At 41.2% G+C, this 18,445-nt stretch carries 11 protein-coding genes; 4 read left to right on the forward strand and 7 right to left on the reverse strand.

The window, feature by feature from the left end; all coding sequences use genetic code 11:
* Positions 1-11 precede the first annotated feature (11 nt).
* The 4 genes from HMPREF9455_RS11395 (at position 12) to HMPREF9455_RS11410 (ending at position 7,818) form a co-directional block, all read left to right on the forward strand.
* The gene (locus HMPREF9455_RS11395) at positions 12-3,017 is read left to right on the forward strand and encodes a golvesin C-terminal-like domain-containing protein (protein WP_006799846.1); all 3,006 of its coding nucleotides are present in this window, start codon (positions 12-14) and stop codon (positions 3,015-3,017) included.
* Between the two features lie 120 nt (positions 3,018-3,137).
* Positions 3,138-4,343, forward strand: a complete 1,206-nt coding sequence (locus tag HMPREF9455_RS11400) for a C40 family peptidase (RefSeq protein WP_006799847.1) — start codon at positions 3,138-3,140, stop codon at positions 4,341-4,343.
* Positions 4,344-4,429: 86 nt separating this feature from the next.
* Entirely contained in the window at positions 4,430-5,575 is a 1,146-nt protein-coding gene (locus HMPREF9455_RS11405; RefSeq protein ID WP_006799848.1) for a dipeptide epimerase, read from the forward strand.
* A gap of 800 nt (positions 5,576-6,375) precedes the next feature.
* Positions 6,376-7,818 carry a transglutaminase-like domain-containing protein gene (locus tag HMPREF9455_RS11410; protein WP_006799850.1) on the forward strand — a complete coding sequence of 481 codons (1,443 nt, stop codon included), beginning with the start codon at positions 6,376-6,378 and terminating at the stop codon, positions 7,816-7,818.
* 242 nt (positions 7,819-8,060) lie between these two features.
* On the opposite strand, the gene HMPREF9455_RS11415 is transcribed toward HMPREF9455_RS11410, so the two are convergent.
* The 7 genes from HMPREF9455_RS11415 to HMPREF9455_RS11445 form a co-directional block, all read right to left on the reverse strand.
* Positions 8,061-8,558, reverse strand: coding sequence for a hypothetical protein (locus tag HMPREF9455_RS11415; protein ID WP_006799851.1), 498 nt, complete (start codon positions 8,556-8,558; stop codon positions 8,061-8,063).
* A gap of 29 nt (positions 8,559-8,587) precedes the next feature.
* Positions 8,588-10,039, reverse strand: coding sequence for a SusD/RagB family nutrient-binding outer membrane lipoprotein (locus tag HMPREF9455_RS11420; protein WP_006799852.1), 1,452 nt, complete (start codon positions 10,037-10,039; stop codon positions 8,588-8,590).
* An 18-nt stretch (positions 10,040-10,057) separates the two neighbouring features.
* Positions 10,058-13,255, reverse strand: a complete 3,198-nt coding sequence (locus HMPREF9455_RS11425; protein ID WP_006799853.1) for a SusC/RagA family TonB-linked outer membrane protein — start codon at positions 13,253-13,255, stop codon at positions 10,058-10,060.
* Between the two features lie 173 nt (positions 13,256-13,428).
* On the reverse strand, positions 13,429-14,916 hold the full coding sequence (locus HMPREF9455_RS11430) for a UxaA family hydrolase (RefSeq protein WP_006799854.1): 1,488 nt from the start codon (positions 14,914-14,916) through the stop codon (positions 13,429-13,431).
* A 237-nt stretch (positions 14,917-15,153) separates the two neighbouring features.
* On the reverse strand, positions 15,154-15,573 hold the full coding sequence (locus tag HMPREF9455_RS11435) for an HIT family protein (protein WP_006799855.1): 420 nt from the start codon (positions 15,571-15,573) through the stop codon (positions 15,154-15,156).
* A gap of 62 nt (positions 15,574-15,635) precedes the next feature.
* Positions 15,636-17,078: a tagaturonate reductase gene (locus HMPREF9455_RS11440; protein ID WP_006799856.1), complete on the reverse strand. Its 1,443-nt coding sequence runs from the start codon at positions 17,076-17,078 to the stop codon at positions 15,636-15,638.
* Positions 17,079-17,104: 26 nt separating this feature from the next.
* A complete protein-coding gene (locus HMPREF9455_RS11445; protein ID WP_157256597.1) occupies positions 17,105-18,232 on the reverse strand; it encodes a DUF4861 family protein in 1,128 nt (375 codons plus the stop codon).
* Between the last annotated feature and the right edge of the window lie 213 nt (positions 18,233-18,445).

Raw genomic sequence — 18,445 nt, forward strand, 5'->3', positions numbered from 1 at the left:
AACTCAAAATTATGGGAAGCCGTAAGATAACATTCTTATTTATATTTTTCTCCTTTATCCTGTCTCTTACATCCACCGGGATAAGGGCGCAGGAAATAACAAAAGATATGACTGATAAGATCGGTGAATATCTCACCAAGACCATTAATCAGCAAACGCGCATACGCCCTGTAACAATTGACTCTGTCGATATACAAAGAAAGAAGATCCAGCTGTTTGCCAATGTCAATTTGTCCTTCGGAGGCTTCGACAAACAACTGGTAGATGACATATATGCTGGGGTGAAAGAATATCTGCCGGATAATATGAAAAATTATCAGGTCGAACTTTTTTCCGACAAGTATAAAATAGAAGACTATATTCCGCTGATCAGGAAAGAAAAATTTACCAACAAAGTTGATAAACCCTTAATAACACGCCTGTCTCATCCTGTAAAGAGCAACAAAGGTCTTCAGAACCGCCATATCGCCATGTGGCAAAGTCACGGCTGGTACTACGAGCAAAAGCTATCCCGCTGGGAATGGCAGCGTGCCCGTGTCTTCCAGACAGTAGAAGATCTATACACGCAAAGCTATGTTTTGCCATACCTTGTCCCTATGCTCGAGAATGCGGGAGCGAATGTTTTCCTGCCACGCGAACGGGATACGCAAAAACATGAAATAATTGTAGATAACGATAAATCCTTAAACAACTCTGTTTATAGAGAAACAGCAGGAAAAGAAGCATGGGCAAAGGGAGACAGCACCGGATTCGCCCATCTGAAAGAAGTTTATCTGGACTTGGAAAATCCATTCCGGGACGGTACATACCGGCAGGTGAAAACGATAAATAAAGGAGATGAAAGCCTTTGCGAATGGTTGCCCGACATCCCGGAAAAAGGAAAATACGGAGTGTATATATCCTATGCCAGCTTGAAAAACAGCAGCGAGGACGCCCGTTATACCGTGTATCACACCGGAGGAAAAACGGAGTTCAGTATCAATCAGACTATGGGGGGCGGCACATGGATATTTCTCGGATTCTTCTCCTTTGACAAAGGTAAAAATGAGAATTGTAAGATCACCTTATCCAACAAAAGCACAAAAAGCGGGCGGATAATTACCGCCGATGCTGTAAAGATCGGGGGAGGTATGGGAAATATCGCACGTACCACCGATCCCGAAAATCTGAAGCAACCCGATGATACGACTGTATCTAAATTCCCGCCGATAAAGTATGAATTGGAAACCAGCAATCATCCCCGCTATACGGAAGGGGCGCGTTACTGGCTGCAATGGGCGGGTGTTCCCGACAGTGTATACAGATGGACTAAAGGAAAAAGCGACTATACGGACGATTATCAGAGCCGTGGGTTATGGGTAAATTATATGGCGGGAGGATCTCCTGTTATCCCGAAGGGGAAAGGATTGAATATTCCTCTGGATATGGCAATGGCTTTCCATAGCGATGCGGGCACAACCTATAATGATTCTATTATAGGCACGCTGACCATCTGCATGACGCATATAAACGATGAGATATTCGCGAACGGCACTCCACGCATTGCTTCCCGCGACCTTACATCCCTCATCATGGACGAAATAGTGAAAGACATACGCGCCGGATATGAGCCAGACTGGACACGACGTCATATATGGAACCGCAATTACAGCGAAGCCCGCATGCCGGAAGTGCCGACCATGTTGCTGGAGCTGCTCTCCCATCAGAATTTTGCGGACATGCGCTACGGACTCGACCCGGCCTTCCAATTTACGGCAAGCAGGGCTATTTATAAGGGAATACTTAAATTTATTGCTTATCAGTACAACTTCGATTATGTAGTGGCACCATTGCCGATAAAATCGTTCAGCACCGAATTTTCGGGAGATACGCAGGTGAAACTGCAATGGCTGCCGGTAAACGACCCGTCGGAACCGACCGCAACGCCAAACAGCTATATCGTTTATACCCGTACGGATAACAACGATTTCGATAATGGTATATTGGTAAAGAGCAATCAGACAACTATCGATATAGAGAAGAATAAGATATACAGTTTCAAGGTAACGGCAGTAAACGAAGGCGGTGAAAGTTTTCCTTCCGAAATATTATCCGTTTGCAGGAAATCGAATGAGAAAGGGACTGTCTTTGTTGTCAACGGGTTTCAACGTGTATCTGCTCCCGACAGCTTTGCCAGCAGTGACAGCATTGCCGGATTTTTAAGCTATAAAGACCACGGAGTGCCCGATAAGAACCAGTATAACCTTATAGGCAGCCAGTATGAGTTTCGCCGTAAAATACCGTGGATGGACGATGACGCAGCAGGATTCGGAGCAAGTAATTCCAATTATGAAACGACTGTGATTGCAGGTAACACATTCGATTATCCGTTTGTACACGGTACATCCATCGTAAATGCAGGCTACTCCTTCGTGTCTGCCAATACAGAAGCCGTAATGAATGGTCTGGCTGATATGAACAATTATAAACTGACAGACCTTATATTAGGGAAGCAGAAACAAGCAAAAATAGGGCGTGGCGCATTTCCCCCACGGTTTAAAACATTCCCTGACGAATTACAGTCGAAAATAACAGATTATTGCAACAGGGGAGGAAATATATTTATCAGCGGCGCCTATGTGGGCACAGACCTCTGGGACAACGAATTTGTAAAAAAAGAAGACAAGGAATTCGTGCAAAAGGTATTGAAATATAAATGGCGGACAGGGCAGGCAGCGGTAACAGGAAATGTCAAAAGCGTGGCTTCACCTTTCACACAACTCACAGGAACTTACAGCTTCTACAATCAACTGAATTCAGATTGTTACGCGGTAGAATCGCCTGACGCCATAGAGCCTGCGGATGCCAACAGCTTCACCGTATTCAGGTATAGCGAAAATAACCTGAGCGCGGGAGTAGCTTCTGATGATAATTATAAGACCTGCGTTTTGGGTTTTCCTTTCGAGACAATCAGGGAAACACCTTTGCGTGACCAATTGATGAGAAACATTCTGGATTTTATGTTTAATAAGAAATGATTATGTCTATAATAATATAAACGGATAAGTAGGGGCGAATAAACATTCGCCCGTTAATTACTGCGGGCGAATGTTTATTCGCCCCTACATTCAAAATATATTAATAAATACTTTTAAAATATGAGAATCAACAATATAACAAAACTAGTTGCAGCAACATTAATTCTCTTATCTGCCTGTCAGAATAAAGAGGAAAAGACGCCTTATCCCGAGCTTAATGCTCTCGTAGACAGTGCCAGAATGAAGCATGTACCGGACAGGCGGGATAATGTATATGACATCAAAATTGTGGAGAATGAAGGCAAGCCTGTCATAAAAGGGGTGACTTCTCTGGAAGAAGCCAAAGCCGATCTACTGGAACTGATCCGGAAAAGTAATCCGGCGGCAATAGACAGTATCAGCGTATTACCTGATGAAACGGTCGGAGAAAAAACATATGGTGTGATTAACGTTTCGGTAGCGGATGTACGCATGGGTGCAAGTTATGCCGCAGAAATGGGAACCCAGCTACTACTGGGAGCGCCTGTACAGGTTTTGCAACACGACGACTGGTGGCGGATAAAGACTGCGGAAGGCTATGTGGCATGGACTACCGGCGGTTCATTTGTAAGAATGACAAAAGATGATTTCAACAAATGGATAACTGCAAAGAAAATTATTTTCACAGATGATTACGGCTTCGGATATGAAAATCCTGATGAAAAGAAGCAAAGGGTATCCGATCTTGCATTCGGCAATATGCTGAAACTGGAAGCCGACAACGGGCGTTTCTATAAGGTGTCTTATCCTGACGGCCGCATCGCTTATGTATTGAAAAGCCAGAGCAAACCCTATGAAGAATGGCTGACATCAATAAAGCTGACAGAGGAGAGCATTCTGGAAAAGGCTCTTACCCTGAAAGGCATCCCGTACACGTGGGGCGGCACATCCGTCAAAGGCATGGATTGCAGCGGATTTACCAAAACGGTGATGCTGATGCATGGAATCATTCTTATGCGGGATGCTTCCCAGCAGGTAAAGACCGGCATTTCTGTGGATATAAGCAATGGTTACGAAAACCTGCGTCCGGGTGACCTGATGTTCTTCGGAAAAAAAGCGCAGGACGGAAAAAAAGAACGGATACGCCATGTTGCCTTCTACAAAGGTGATAAGGAGTTTATCCACGCTTCGGGGTATATACGAATAAACAGTCTGGATTCGACGAAAGCAAATTACGACGAACTCAATACCCGTGAGTTTGTACGGGCGTCTCGGGTTATCGGGGCTGTGGATACAAAAGGAATCTGGAGTATAAATAATAGTCCGTTGTATAAGGAGCAAAAATAGTTAGGTAGTTATAAGTTTTCTAGCATGCTAGTATACTAGAAACTAGTACACCCATAGTTTTTCATTTTTAATTTAAACAATATACTATGGCACAATCAAGACGTGATTTTCTGAGAAAGACAGCATTGGCCTCTCTTGGTGCCGGTCTGGCTGCCGGCTCACCATTGAGCATATTCGCACAGAAGAGTAAAGATAAGGTGACAGGCAATAAAGGGAAGATGAAATTCAGTTTCAGGCCTTTCGACCTGCAATTGAGACATGTATTTACTATCGCTAATTTTTCACGTACAACAACCCCTGTTGTATTGACGGAGATCGAATTTGACGGTATTACCGGATACGGAGAAGCCTCTCTCCCGCCCTATCTGGGAGAAACACAGGCATCTGTTATGGAATTCCTAAAAAAAATAGACCTGAGCCAGTTTTCCAGTCCGTTCGAACTCGATGATATACTCACCTATGTGGATAAAATAGCGGAAAACAACACAGCGGCAAAAGCATCTGTGGATATAGCCCTGCACGACCTTGTAGGCAAAATAATGGGGCAACCGTGGTATAAAATATGGGGGCTGGATAAGTCGAAAGCACCGTCCACGACTTTCACTATCGGAATAGACACCGCCGATGTGGTGAAAGAGAAGACCAGGGAAGCCGCGCCGCTTTACAATATTCTGAAAGTGAAGCTGGGACGCGACAATGACAAGGAGATGATAGAAGCTATCCGCACAGTGACCGACAAGCCTATTGCCATAGACGCCAATCAGGGCTGGAAAGACAAGCATCATGCACTGGACATGATATACTGGCTGAAAGAAAAAGGGATAGTAATGATAGAACAGCCGATGCCGAAATACAACCTTGATGATTCGGCCTGGGTAACAGAAAGGAGTCCCCTACCCGTTTTTGCGGATGAATCTTTCCAACGGTTGAATGATGTATTGCGGCTCAAAGGCGCTTTTACGGGTGTAAATATCAAACTGATGAAATGTACGGGAATGCGGGAAGCATGGAAGATACTGACGGTAGCCCGCGCAGCCAATATGCAGGTAATGATAGGTTGTATGACGGAAACTTCCTGTGCTATTTCGGCAGCATCCCAATTATCGCCTGCCGTGGATTGGGCTGACCTGGATGGAAACCTGCTGATAAGTAACGATATTTATAAAGGGACGACTGTTGTTGACGGGAAATTGATATTGAATGATTTGCCGGGAATAGGGATAGAGAAATAGTAAGTAATAAGTTTTAAGTAATGAGTAATGAAAATAATTTATTTGAGAAAAATTTATCTATGTTATTAGCCGATAGCCTTTAGCTGTTAGCTTATAGTTCTTTGATAAAATGAATCAGCAGATTTGTAAATTAGCAGATTAGCAAATGAATGAAAAAGTGTAACCTTTGTTACCTTTTATTTTTAACCACAGAGTAAACGGAGTAGCACGGAGTTTTTAAAAGAAAAAGTGACAATAAAAATTGTGTAAAAAGTCGTCAGGTTTGTCAGGTTTTGTACATAAGCTATCGACTAACAGCTATCAGCTAATAGCTGAAAAATGTGTTACTTTTGTTACCTTTTTTATTTAAACACAGAGTAAAAAGAGTAATAGGAGCTTTAGTAAAAAGTAACAATGAAAAACAATACAAAAGTGTCAGATGTGTCAGGTTTTAACAAAGTCCTCAATGTAATGAAAAGGGCTTTACCGCAAAGGAAAAGAGTTACGCAAAGAACACAAGTAAAAAGCATTGAGCAAGGTGTTACTTTTATTACCCTCTAACAAGTAATAAGTTTTGAGTAATGAGTTTTAAGTTGAAGAACTGTTTTCTCTTAAGAAACACTTTTTTATTTTGCTGATATTTAATGCTTTGCATTTGCTCCAAAATATATCCAAATCAAACGTGTTTCTTTCATTATCTTAATCCGGCGCCCCGGATTTAGGTGCTGTTAACTGATTACTGTTGACTGTTAACTGAAAAAGCTGTTACTTCTGTTACTTTTTAACTATAAATAGTTAACGAAACAAAAAAAACAAGATCTATGAAACACTTATATCTTATAATAATCACACTGGCAATATGGGGATGCAATAGCCAACAACCCAAATCTGTGAGTCTGGAGCAAATAGATACGGAAGAAAAGGCCGGAAATTTCACGAAAGCTTCTTACCTGATAGACTTATATATTGCTGAGAATAGACCTTCTGCCGATACAATCTATGACCTCAACTGGAGAAAGGATAAGATGCATCGCATAGCTCTGGACTTCAACAAGGACAAAGAACCGGTAATGGAATACATCAAAAAATACTATCCTGATGTAAATGATGATATGTTAGCCAAATGGGAAGCAGATAAATCTCTGGAATATATGGTTATAGACGGTCAGAAGAGATATTTCAGCCGTGGAGCGGGCAACCTGTTCCGGCTGGATAAAGATGCTATCGCAAAGAAAAAGGAAATAGATAAACCGGGGACAGACGCAAAGGAAGAAACCCTGAAAGTACATCTGCCGGAAATAGTATCAGTATTGGGAAAAACAGGAAAAACCCAAATGTCTCCCGTGGCAATGAGAGTAAAATATGAAGTGACGCTGAAACCGAATGCAGTACCCGAAGGAGAAGTTGTAAGATGCTGGCTTCCGTACCCGAGAGAGGATGAGCGCAGACAATCGGAAATAAAGTTGTTGTCGGTAAATGACGATAATTATATTATATCCCCGTCTGAATATGCACACCGCACATTATATATGGAGAAAGTTGCAAAGAAAAACGAGCCTCTGAAGTTTGAGATAGAATTCTCATATAAATCGGCGGCAGAATGGTTCAATCTTGAGGGCAAAGAGATCAAGCCATATGACAAAAACAGCGATCTGTATAAGACATATACTTCCGAACGGGCTCCCCATATCGTTTTCAGTGATTCTATCAAAGCCATATCGGAACGTATCATCGGTAACGAAACAGATCCTTATCAGAAGATGAAAAAGATATTCACTTGGGTGGATGAAAATTTCCCTTGGGCAGGCGCACGGGAATACTCGACAATAGACAATATCCCGGCCTATGTACTGGCAAATAATCATGGCGACTGCGGACAGGTAACATTGTTGTTTATAACGCTGGCACGCTACAATGGCATTCCTGCACGCTGGCAAAGCGGATTTATGATGCATCCGGACGGACTGAACCTGCACGACTGGAGCGAATTCTATATAGAAGGTACCGGCTGGATACCGATGGACCAGTCATTCGGTATCAACAGGTTTACAGATGATGAGAAAGTCAGGTACATATATTCTAACGGGATGGACGCGTACCGCTGGATAGTCAATAACGATTATTCCCGGCCTCTATTCCCCGAAAAGATTTACCCACGAAGCGAAACTGTGGATTTTCAGCGTGGCGAGTTGGAATGGAAAGGAGGAAACTTATACTTTGATAAATGGAACTGGGACTTTGACGTCACATATACTAATAACTAACCGGAAGGTTATTCACTGAAACTAACATTTTTTTAGGGTTCTCACAGAAAAGGCTTTAGCCATATACCCGTACAGGTCAGACTAAAGCCTTTATCTATTCGTTCTTTGATGTCTTGTTTACTATCCGCACACAGATTATTCTTTCATAATCTTATATTCACCTTTCTGCGTGTATGTACGGCCAAATATATAAGCTTCCAAAATCTCTATCTGACGAATATCTACAGATAAATTCCGTATGATCAGTTCCTTGCCTCCATCTTGGCATTGTAATTAAGCAGATTTACCTGCTCAAAAATAATTATAATATCTTCTGTCTTTTTGGCTTTACTTAAAGCACTCTCAAATGCAGCACTGTCTTCATAAAAAACGAAGTAGGCAATGTCCAGATATTTCGAAAACCTGCTCACAGCCTCGTCTCTCGATAATAATTGTTTCTTAACGGCTTTCTTATAATACTTATCCATTTTCTCTACAGACTGCAGAATGTCGGGTTTCTGTACTTCAATCTCAGAGTTATTAAGGCCTACCCTTGTTTCGTAACGCAGCAGATATATATTCTCCACAGCCTGTAGTTTACGGGCTATGAGATCTCCGAGTTCATGCGAAGAATAATCTTTTATATCTTCGACTTTTATGCCATCCCCATAAACATCGTATTCGAAATTTGTTGCTTTCTGTGCCTGCAATGACAATACTGTGTATATAAATACAAATGATAAGCAAACAATCTTTTTCATATCTATTTTATTTTATAAGTTAGTATCCTTTATTTTTCCCACCACGATTTTATGTTGATGTTATCACCACCCATATTCTCTACGGCTTTTTGGTAATTAGTACTATTCATCCGCTTTATTTTAGGTGGGTATTGGTAGCGTATGGGCATCTTGCCATTATTGAGTAATCCTCCATTATCCGGAAGTACAGGCAGCCCTGTTCTTTTGTATTCGAACCATTGCTGATAGTCATTGAAGAACAAAGCTAAATACTTCTGAAGCATTATTCTTTCGAAAGTATTATTGTACGCAGCATTTACATTACTGAAATAGTTAGCCGGAACTACTCCACCCCATTGTTCGATAGCCGCTTTAGTACCTTCTTCATAATAGGTTTTTGCATCTCCCGATATTATATTCTTATATGCCAGTTCTGCCATTATAAACTTAACTTCGGCATAAGTCATCAAGACAATATTCAGAGGAGCCTTTGCCAAGGTCTGATTCAGGTTAGACGGAGTATAATTGAATGTCTGAGTAATAGGACTACCACTGGGGATTCCTTTATATCCGATATTCTTTCCATCCAGGTCCTTCGCTTTCGAAGCCCAGATAGGCAATCTCGGATCGTCTATAGCCACAAGGTTATCTATAAAAAATTCTCCTGCAGCCCGTCCTGTAGTAAAATCCTGTGGTCTGGAAATAGGAGGTAACTGTGGGGCCAACCCTGACAGAGCTAAGATAGCCCCATCTGCATTCTTCTCAAAAACAGGGTATTTAACAGGATCATTCACCATCTTCTTCAATTCAGCATATACATTCATTTCCGAGTCCCTCTTGGATATTCGCAATAAACAGCGCATACGTAAAGAGTTACAAAACTTTTTCCACTTTAGTACGCCTTCTGCCTCAGTATTGGCATTATAGAGAAGATCTCCTATATAGGTTAATTTCTGTGATGTAATGAACATGTCATTTGCCGTCTCGAGATCTGATATAATACGGGTATAAATTTCCTTCTGTGTATCAAACACGGGTTTTAATATCCCTTCTTCAGCTCGTGAAGCCTCTTTCATAGGCACGTCACCAAATGCATCGGTCAAATTTGCGTACAACCAGCTGTTTAGGGTCAGAGCGATTGCCTGTGAATTCGGATCTTTAAACTTTACGGAAGCCTCATACATCTCTTTTACAGACGTTAGCCAGTTATAATAAGTACTCCATACACCTTCACCCGATGTTTCCGTCATATAGTAATGTGCCCTGTCTGTTCCACTACTCGGATGACTTAGAGAGACTTGCATAAAATCGAAAGTCACATCATCGGCTCTCAGGTAATTGTAACTGGCCATTTCATATAAAATAGGACTTAACAGTGAACTTTGTGATATTTCATCTATTCTGTTCGGGTCTTTGTTCAGTTCCTCAAATCCACTGTCGCAAGCTGTAAAGCTGGTGGCGAGGATACATAATACTATCGATATTTTGTCTAGTAATCTCATTTCTTAATCTTTTACATATTAAAATTTAACATTCAGGTTTATCCCCATAGTACGTGAAGAGGGCATTTGACCCATTTCAGTTCCGGGAACAATTGTAGAACTATTTAAGGCTGCCGCTTCCGGATCGAACAGAGGGTATTCCTTTGTCCACATCCACAGATTACGACCAAACAAGGCTACAGCAAGGGAATTCAGTTTCAGCTTCTTTGTTATCGACGATGGGAAGTTATATTCTACCCTTGCTTCCCGAAGTTTTATGAATGTAGCGTCAAATGAGTTTGTCTCCACATTTGCCCGGCGATAATAGTCTGAATAATATTGGCTTACCAGCGCTCTGGTTGTATTTGGAGAATAAGTTCCGTCTCCGTTAGCAATAACACCATCTCCTACCAATTTACCATCTTCTGAGTCACGGCCGTAAAGGGTGTGTTTCAATTTACCTTGTTCTGTCATTTTATGATGCGACTGAGAATAAACCAAACCGCCGTATTGTCCATCTATGGATAAAGACACCCGTACATTCTTGATCGTAAATTCATTTTGAAGGCCGGCTTTCCATCCCGGATATGCATTACCAACATACTCGACATTTTCGGGTTTTGCTGTCAATCCCGTAGCAGCGTCGTATATGACTTTACCTTCCGGATTGCGGAGCAACTTATAACCGTACATATCTCCCATAGAACCGCCTACTTTCGCATAATAATATACAGTTCCGGCTTGCGCTATCATCTGATCCTCATCATTATCCAGATCTTCAGAAAGTTCCATTATCCTATTCCAGTTCTTCGCCCAATTAAAGGAAGCTTTCCATTTGAAGCTACGTTGTTCCATCAATACCCCGTTCAGGACTACTTCCAGCCCTTGGTTTCTTACTTTTCCGGCATTGATTGTGGCTTTGCCATACCCTGCTGTCGGATCGATAGGTACATCTATAATCTGGTTCTTTGTATAATTCTGATATCCTGTAATATCTATACCTAGCCTGTTTTTAAACATCCGGAAATCTATTCCAGCCTCATAGTTAGTCGATATCTCAGGCTTTAGGTTCGCATTATATAATGTTCCCGGTCTTTCAGCGGCACCCGAAAATTCGCTTACCGAGTAATACTTAGCTGTTTTGTACGGGTCTGTATCATTACCTACCTGTGCCCAGGATAATCTCAATTTAGTAAAAGATATCTGAGACGGCATTTTAACGACATCCGACAGGACGAAACTACCGCTGACAGAAGGATAGAAGAATGAATTGTTCTCGATAGGCAACGTACTCGACCAGTCGTTACGTCCGGTCACATCCAAATACAAGAACTTCTTATAATTAATTGTAGCTGTTCCGTACAAGCTGTTAACCTGCTTATCCCGGTTTGTGGACCTCATAGTTGCACTTGTGAAACCATTGGACAATTTATACACACCCGGAGTCACCAATCCTGTGATATATCCCGCCTTGTAACGATATTCACTCTTTCTCATATTGCCTCCGGCAGAAACTCTCAGTCCTAAATCCCGGTTAAACTGCTCTCTGTAAGAGAAAAGAAAGTCTGTATTTATCTCAAAGTAATTGATATCCTCCTCTTTGTAGTAACCTGTAGCAAAGTTGGCCGTATTGTAGGGACGATGCTGTTCTCTCGCCTCATGCGACATTTCTATACCTGTCCTCACCAGTAAGTCGAACTTCCTTGAGAACTGATACGTCGCACTCGCTGTACCTAATACTGAATTCTTATCCGTAGGATTTTCCATCTCATAGGCTATCAGATAAGGATTGTCTATATAGCTGCTGAAAGGATGTATCTGCTCTACCTGATCCTTATCTTTTTTCCATATCGGACGGTACCAGGCCAAGTCGACGTTAGGATTCTGGAAGATCATAAAATAGGAAATAGACTGGTTGTTATAGCCCGTTCCCGGAAGGTTATCACTATTTCTGTTGGTAAAGCTCACCTTGGAAGAAAAGCGAAGCTTGTTTGTCACTTTATAGTCAAACGAAGTAGAGACTGATGTCCTTTTGAAGCCGGTATTAGGCATCATCCATTCATTGTTCTGATGTGTAAGTGATGCCCTGAAACTCGCCTTATCCGAAGAACCTTCAATGGATATGCTATTGGTGAAGTTGGTACCGGTTCGCCAAAAGTCCTTTATATTATTTTTGTATGGCTGCCATAACTGCCGTTCCAGACTCTGTCCTTCAACGTTCGGGTCATACTGGAAATACATTTGTCCATCAAATTTAGGACCGAATGCACTACTAGTAGAGCCGGTGTTCGTTCCATCCGCCGATGCCCCATATGAATAATACCAATTGCCGTTCTTATCCTTAGCTTGTGTTCCTTGCCCATATTCATACTGATAATCAGGCCATTTTAAAACATTATCCAGACTAAAGCTGGAACTGAATGTCACTCCTATCCCTTTCTGCTTCGAACCTGATTTTGTAGTTATTATCAAAGCTCCGTTTGCAGCACGACTACCATACAAAGCAGCAGCGGAAGCACCTTTCAGGACTGTTATAGACTCAATATCCTCTGGATTCAGATCATTCACAGCATCGCCATAGTCGACAGGAATATCACTTCCCGAACCCGCACCGTATGAGTCGGCTCCTGTACCTGTAGCTGAACCTCCAATCGGGACACCATCAATCACAATAAGAGCATTGTTACCATCCATGTTCATGGAGTTATCTCCACGTAATGAAATACGGGATGTTCCTAATGGCCCTCCGCCGGGACTGATTATACTCAACCCAGCGACTTTACCGGAGAGGGCTGTTGCCCAGTTATTAGACTTAGAGTCATTTAAGGCCTGTCCTTCAATATTCTCTGTAGCAAATCCAAGACCTTTTTCTTCCCGCTTGATCCCCAGTGCCGTAACAACAACTTCATCCAGTTGCTTCTGGTCTTCTTTTAATGTAATCGTGTAGTGTTTATTGCTCTCTATCTCCATTTCAACCAGCTGATAGCCTATGTATGAAATGCTCAGGATTCCTGTAGCCGGAGTTTCCAGAGAGAACTTACCATCCATATCCGTTACCGTACCGACAGAAGTTCCTTTAACTTTTATTGTGGCCCCAATTACAGTTTCGCCACTCTCATCCTTAACCACACCGGTTATTGAGGTTGCCTTATTCTGGGCATTCAGCATAGAAATACCAAGCAGGAAAAAGAGTATAAGAATGGCTCTCCTGTTTGGTTTCGTCAGATTTACTTTCATCCGTTTATTTTTATTAATGATTAAAAACTCACGGGCAAAAGTATCCCTCTATGATTACAGATTCGTTAACACAAAGTTGTTATATGATTAAATTTTGGTAAAAGCTGACCAGGGTAATAATAGACTCCAGCCAGCTCTTCAAATATATACATTAATAAAATATTGCCTCTTAATTATAGTGTCACTCCCGACTTAAATATGGCTATTTCCTTAAAGCCTGTCTCTTCATGTTTCAGATGCTTACCATCACAAACTTCGACCGTAAAGTTGATAAAATCATTCAGCACGATTTCCATGCTGTGCCCTTCGAGCAAGGCTCCGGCATTAAAGTCTATCCAGTTCTGCTTGAAATTATACAGTTTACTATTAGTCGATATTTTCATTGTAGGAACAAAAGCTCCGAATGGAGTACCACGACCTGTTGTAAACAGCACTATCTGACAACCCGACATAGCCAGAGCCGATGCGGCTACAAGGTCGTTACCCGGTGCATTCAGCAGGTTAAGTCCATGCTTTACTACCGGCTGGCCATAATCCAACACATCCACGACTTCCGAGTTACCACCCTTTTGGGTACAGCCCAGCGATTTATCTTCAAGGGTAGTAATGCCCCCGGCTTTATTCCCCGGTGAAGGATTTTCATATATCGGCTGGTCGAACTTGCGGAAGTAATGCTTGAAGTTATTGATTAACAACACTGTATCATCAAAAACTTTTTTTGTCTCGGCACGGTTCATCAGGATAGTTTCGGCTCCGAACATTTCGGGCACTTCGGTAAGGATGCTTGTTCCCCCCTGTGCTATCAGCCAGTCGGAGAACTGCCCTACCAACGGATTGGCTGTAATACCGGAAAAGCCGTCGCTACCACCACACTTCAGTCCTACTTTCAGTTTCGATAATGGAAGTGGTTCGCGTTTGTCGTTACGCATATTCTCTACCAGTTCCTTCATCAGCTGAAAACCTGTTTCTATTTCATCCTGTACTTCCTGTGCAATAAGAAATTTAACCCGCTTATCGTCCCATTCGCCCATTACTTTTTTGAAGTCCTTCTGCTGATTGTTTTCACAACCGAGGCTCATTACCAATACGCCGCCTGCATTAGGATGTTTGGCCAGTGCCGCCAATGCCTTCTGGGTATTGACATGATCGTCACCAAGTTGGGAACAGCCATAGTTATGAGTATAGACACGTATATCGTCTATATGGGAAACATCAAGTTCGTTTTTTATACGGTTGATAATAGCCTGTGCCTGTCCGTTTACACAGCCTACGGTAGGAACAATCCACAGTTCATTGCGGATACCCATTTCGCCATTGTAACGCAGATAACCGTTTATAGTAAGGTTACTCTTTTTTATATCCAGTTTCGGATGAACCGGAACATAAGCGTATTGGAGATCGTCATGCAAATTGGTCTTCACATTCTGCGTATGTACGTGCTCACCGATATGAATATCAGTTGTAGCATGTCCTATAGGGTAACCGTATTTGATAACGTCTTCGTTTGCTTTTATCTCGTCTATTGCAAACTTATGGCCTGTAGGGATCGTATTCCTGATAGTGACTTTTTTGCCGTCTATATCCAGAATATCACCTTCACCCAGATCATCTATTGCCACACAGACATTATCTGTAGGGGCTATTTTAAGATATTTATTCATTTCTGTTTTCTCCTTTTTTTCTATTGATCGTAGAAAAAGTTGACAAACTTGACACTTTTTCATTTTTTTTAGCTGTCACATTTTTTTGTATAAAAAGTAACAAAAGTAACACTCTTTGCATACTTTCTTTTTTGTCACTGTTTCAGTAAACACCGGGGTTACCGAACATTGTATCAAAGAACTATAAACCGGCTATTACAAACCGGTAACTTCATCATATAGATAAAGTTTTCAGATTTACATCAACCTGCTCCTGATAGATGCCAGTACGTCCATATACTCTTCATCGGATAAATAAACCTTCTGCGGATTCATCGTAAAAGTAGAACCAAAATCCGGGCCATCCGTATATTTAGGGACTAAGTGCATATGCAGGTGCGGCAATTTGTCAGAGTAAGCACCGTAATTAATTTTAGGGGCGGCGAATATATCTTTCAATGCCTTAGCTACCTTATTTACGTCCTGCATATATGATAAAAGTGTATTATTGTCCAATTCGTATAGCTCTTTTGCATGACCTTCGTAAGCAACAATACACCGTCCCAGATAGGTTTGCTCCCTGAAAAGATATACAGTAGACACATTCAGTTTGCAAATTTCAATCATCAGATCGTGCTGTGTCTGATTTTTATTGCAATATAAACAATCGTTATTCATAATCGTTCATGTGTATATTGACAGTGGACAATGTTTCAGTTCCATTGTCCATCATCAATTAATTAATTTATTAAAGATTGCAATGCGCTCTGCATTCCATGGTTCAATATCAACTCTACATCCTTAGATACTTCATCGATAAACTGAGGTACCGCAGAGAAATTTTCTTTCCACATCTCCTTATTGTTAACAATACCTGCTACCCATCCTTTGATATTGTTTTTATCGTATGTTTTTTGAATAAACTCGATAAATTCAGGGGTATCATTCGGTGTGAAATTCTTCGCAGCCGACTGACCTGTATAAAGCACCAGTAGTGCAGCAAAAGAAAATGTGGTCAGTTTTGCATTCTTATCCAGCTTCTTACTGCAGTCATATACCGTAGGATAATCCCGTGTCTCCCATTTAGAGATGGAATTTAAAGAAATATCTTTCAGATAATGTTTCAGATACGGGTTGTAGAAACGTTCTAGTATTTTAGCAGCAAAGGCGTTCAGGTCTTCCGGATCTTCGTCAATACACGGTAATACTTCTTCGGCTACCATCTTATTGATATACTTTTCTACTTCGGGTGTATTGAAAGCATCCATCACCGTTTCGCAACCAAGCTGGAGAGCCACAGGCACCATAGCTGTATGCGAGCCGTTAAGGATACGTACTTTCTTGGCGCGGAAAGCTTTGATATCGTCCATAAACAAAACATTCAATCCGGCTTTATCCAATGGGAATTTTTCTTTGATGATACTGTCGCCGCCGATAGCCCATACATGGAAATATTCACCTTTGACTACGAGATTATCATCAAACCCAATCTCAGTTTTAATTTCATCGATATTCTCGCGTGGAAAGCCCGGCACAATACGGTCTACCAAAGTATCATAGAAATGACAAGATGTATTTACCCAGTCAATAAAGCCTTCTCCCAAATTGTTATGTCTGGCATGTTTTAGTACATAATTGTGAAGTGTGGAGCCATTATCTTCAATAAGTTCACAGCAGATAATAAGCAATCCTTTATCTTTAGCTCCATTGAATTTCTGATAGCGCTTGTGTAATAATGCTGTCATCTTTGCAGGGAACGATTTTGGTGGCTGGGCATTCAGGTCGTCACCTTCTTCGTAGCGGATACCGGCTTCTGTGGTATTGGAAATTATCATCTCAAGCCCTTCGCTCAGAAATAGTTTTTCGTATTCCGCATACTGACTGTAAGGATTCATGATATCCATGATACTTTTTACCAAAGCGACTTCTTTCACAGGTTTCTTGTCCTTTATACCTTCGAGGTAAACATGGTACATACTGTCCTGATCCTTGAACATCTTTACCATATTCTCACCACCGCCTATCGGCTGTACAGCAATGATGCCGTGGTTCATTACACCTGCATTATTCGCTTTATCTATCATCCAGTCTACAAAAGCGCGAAGAAAATTTCCTTCGCCGAATTGAAGTATTTTTACTGGTAAATCTTTTTTCTCTACTGTTGTTTTATTAAGTGGCTTCATGATATAAGTTTTTATTATAGTTGACTTTAATTCTTAATAGTATATGTTATCGGATTATTCAAGCGGGCCAGTACTTCATCTATACATTTCATAAAATCGTCTTTGGTCACAACCGGTTCTTTATCCAGTTCCCATGTAGGCATAAAATAATATTCGACATAACCATTCTCAGGTTCAAGCACCAATATATGATTCAGATCATCGCTTGTTATCTCTTTAACCTGCCGTGTGTGCGCAAACACAACAAGACCCTGCATATCGTTATTCAGGCTTTGCTTACCAAAAGTAGCTATGTAAGACCATTTACTGTCCTTACTATTGCTAACGATAAGTTCCGCTTCTTTCATTGTTATAATCCCTGTAGCAATATTAATCTTTTTATCCACAAGCAACTCCATACGTGAAGCACGGCTACCTGCATCAATGGATATCAGCGAAGTAAGATCGCATTTTACACCATTCGCATCCCATCCGTAATAAATTGTTTTCACCTGCGACCGTATTTTACCATCGGCAGGAATATAGCAAGTCATACTGTCTTTCTTTTCCACTCGGACAGCTTTTTGTCCGTTCCATACAGCGATAGTCCCGATTCCCAAAGCAGTTCCGACTTTCATATTATCCATTCCCCAGTCTGCCATATTATGATAGTTATCAAAACCATCAACCCCTACAGCAGGAAGGACGATATCGGAAGTCTTTTTACCAAATACGTCTATTGCATTACGATTATCCAGATAGAAACGGAAAGCAACTTTATCGCTCTCCCAACCAGGACCTTCATATTTGATATAATAAGAATGATCTCTGAATGTTCCGGGCAGACTTATATAATTGGGCTTCACCCATGAGTAACCGCCTACATATTTATGTCCTTCGAAGTCCCCGCCTATTTTGTGAGATAGTTCAGCATAGCTACGCTTGGGATAAGCATTGGCTGTACCCGGCCTTAATGAAATCAGAATTTCACTATTAGCATCTATTTTATCAACAGGCAGTATTGCCAGTTGTCTTCCTTTTGCATCCGTAATTATTTCAACGGGAACATCTGTATTATTTATGGTCGCCAAGTAATTACCTAAAGAAAGATTCAGTTCATCAACAGGTATCTCCAAGGTATAATCAACAACTGCCTGCCCCGAATTATTCTTCACTGAGATGTTTTGCGCCGACAAGAAAACGTTTATCTGTAAAAACAAAAACAGACAAATAAAAAATAACTTTTTATACATTATAGAATAATTGTTCATTGGTCTTTTTTTAAGGTTAGAAATTCTTATAAACGGTGTAAAAGTAAACATTATTCTGCTCCTATAGCAAATATAGGAGTAACGAATCAAATACAAAGGGGTGTTTTTGACTTAATT

This window comes from Dysgonomonas gadei ATCC BAA-286, from assembly GCF_000213555.1.
Taxonomy (GTDB): domain Bacteria; phylum Bacteroidota; class Bacteroidia; order Bacteroidales; family Dysgonomonadaceae; genus Dysgonomonas; species Dysgonomonas gadei.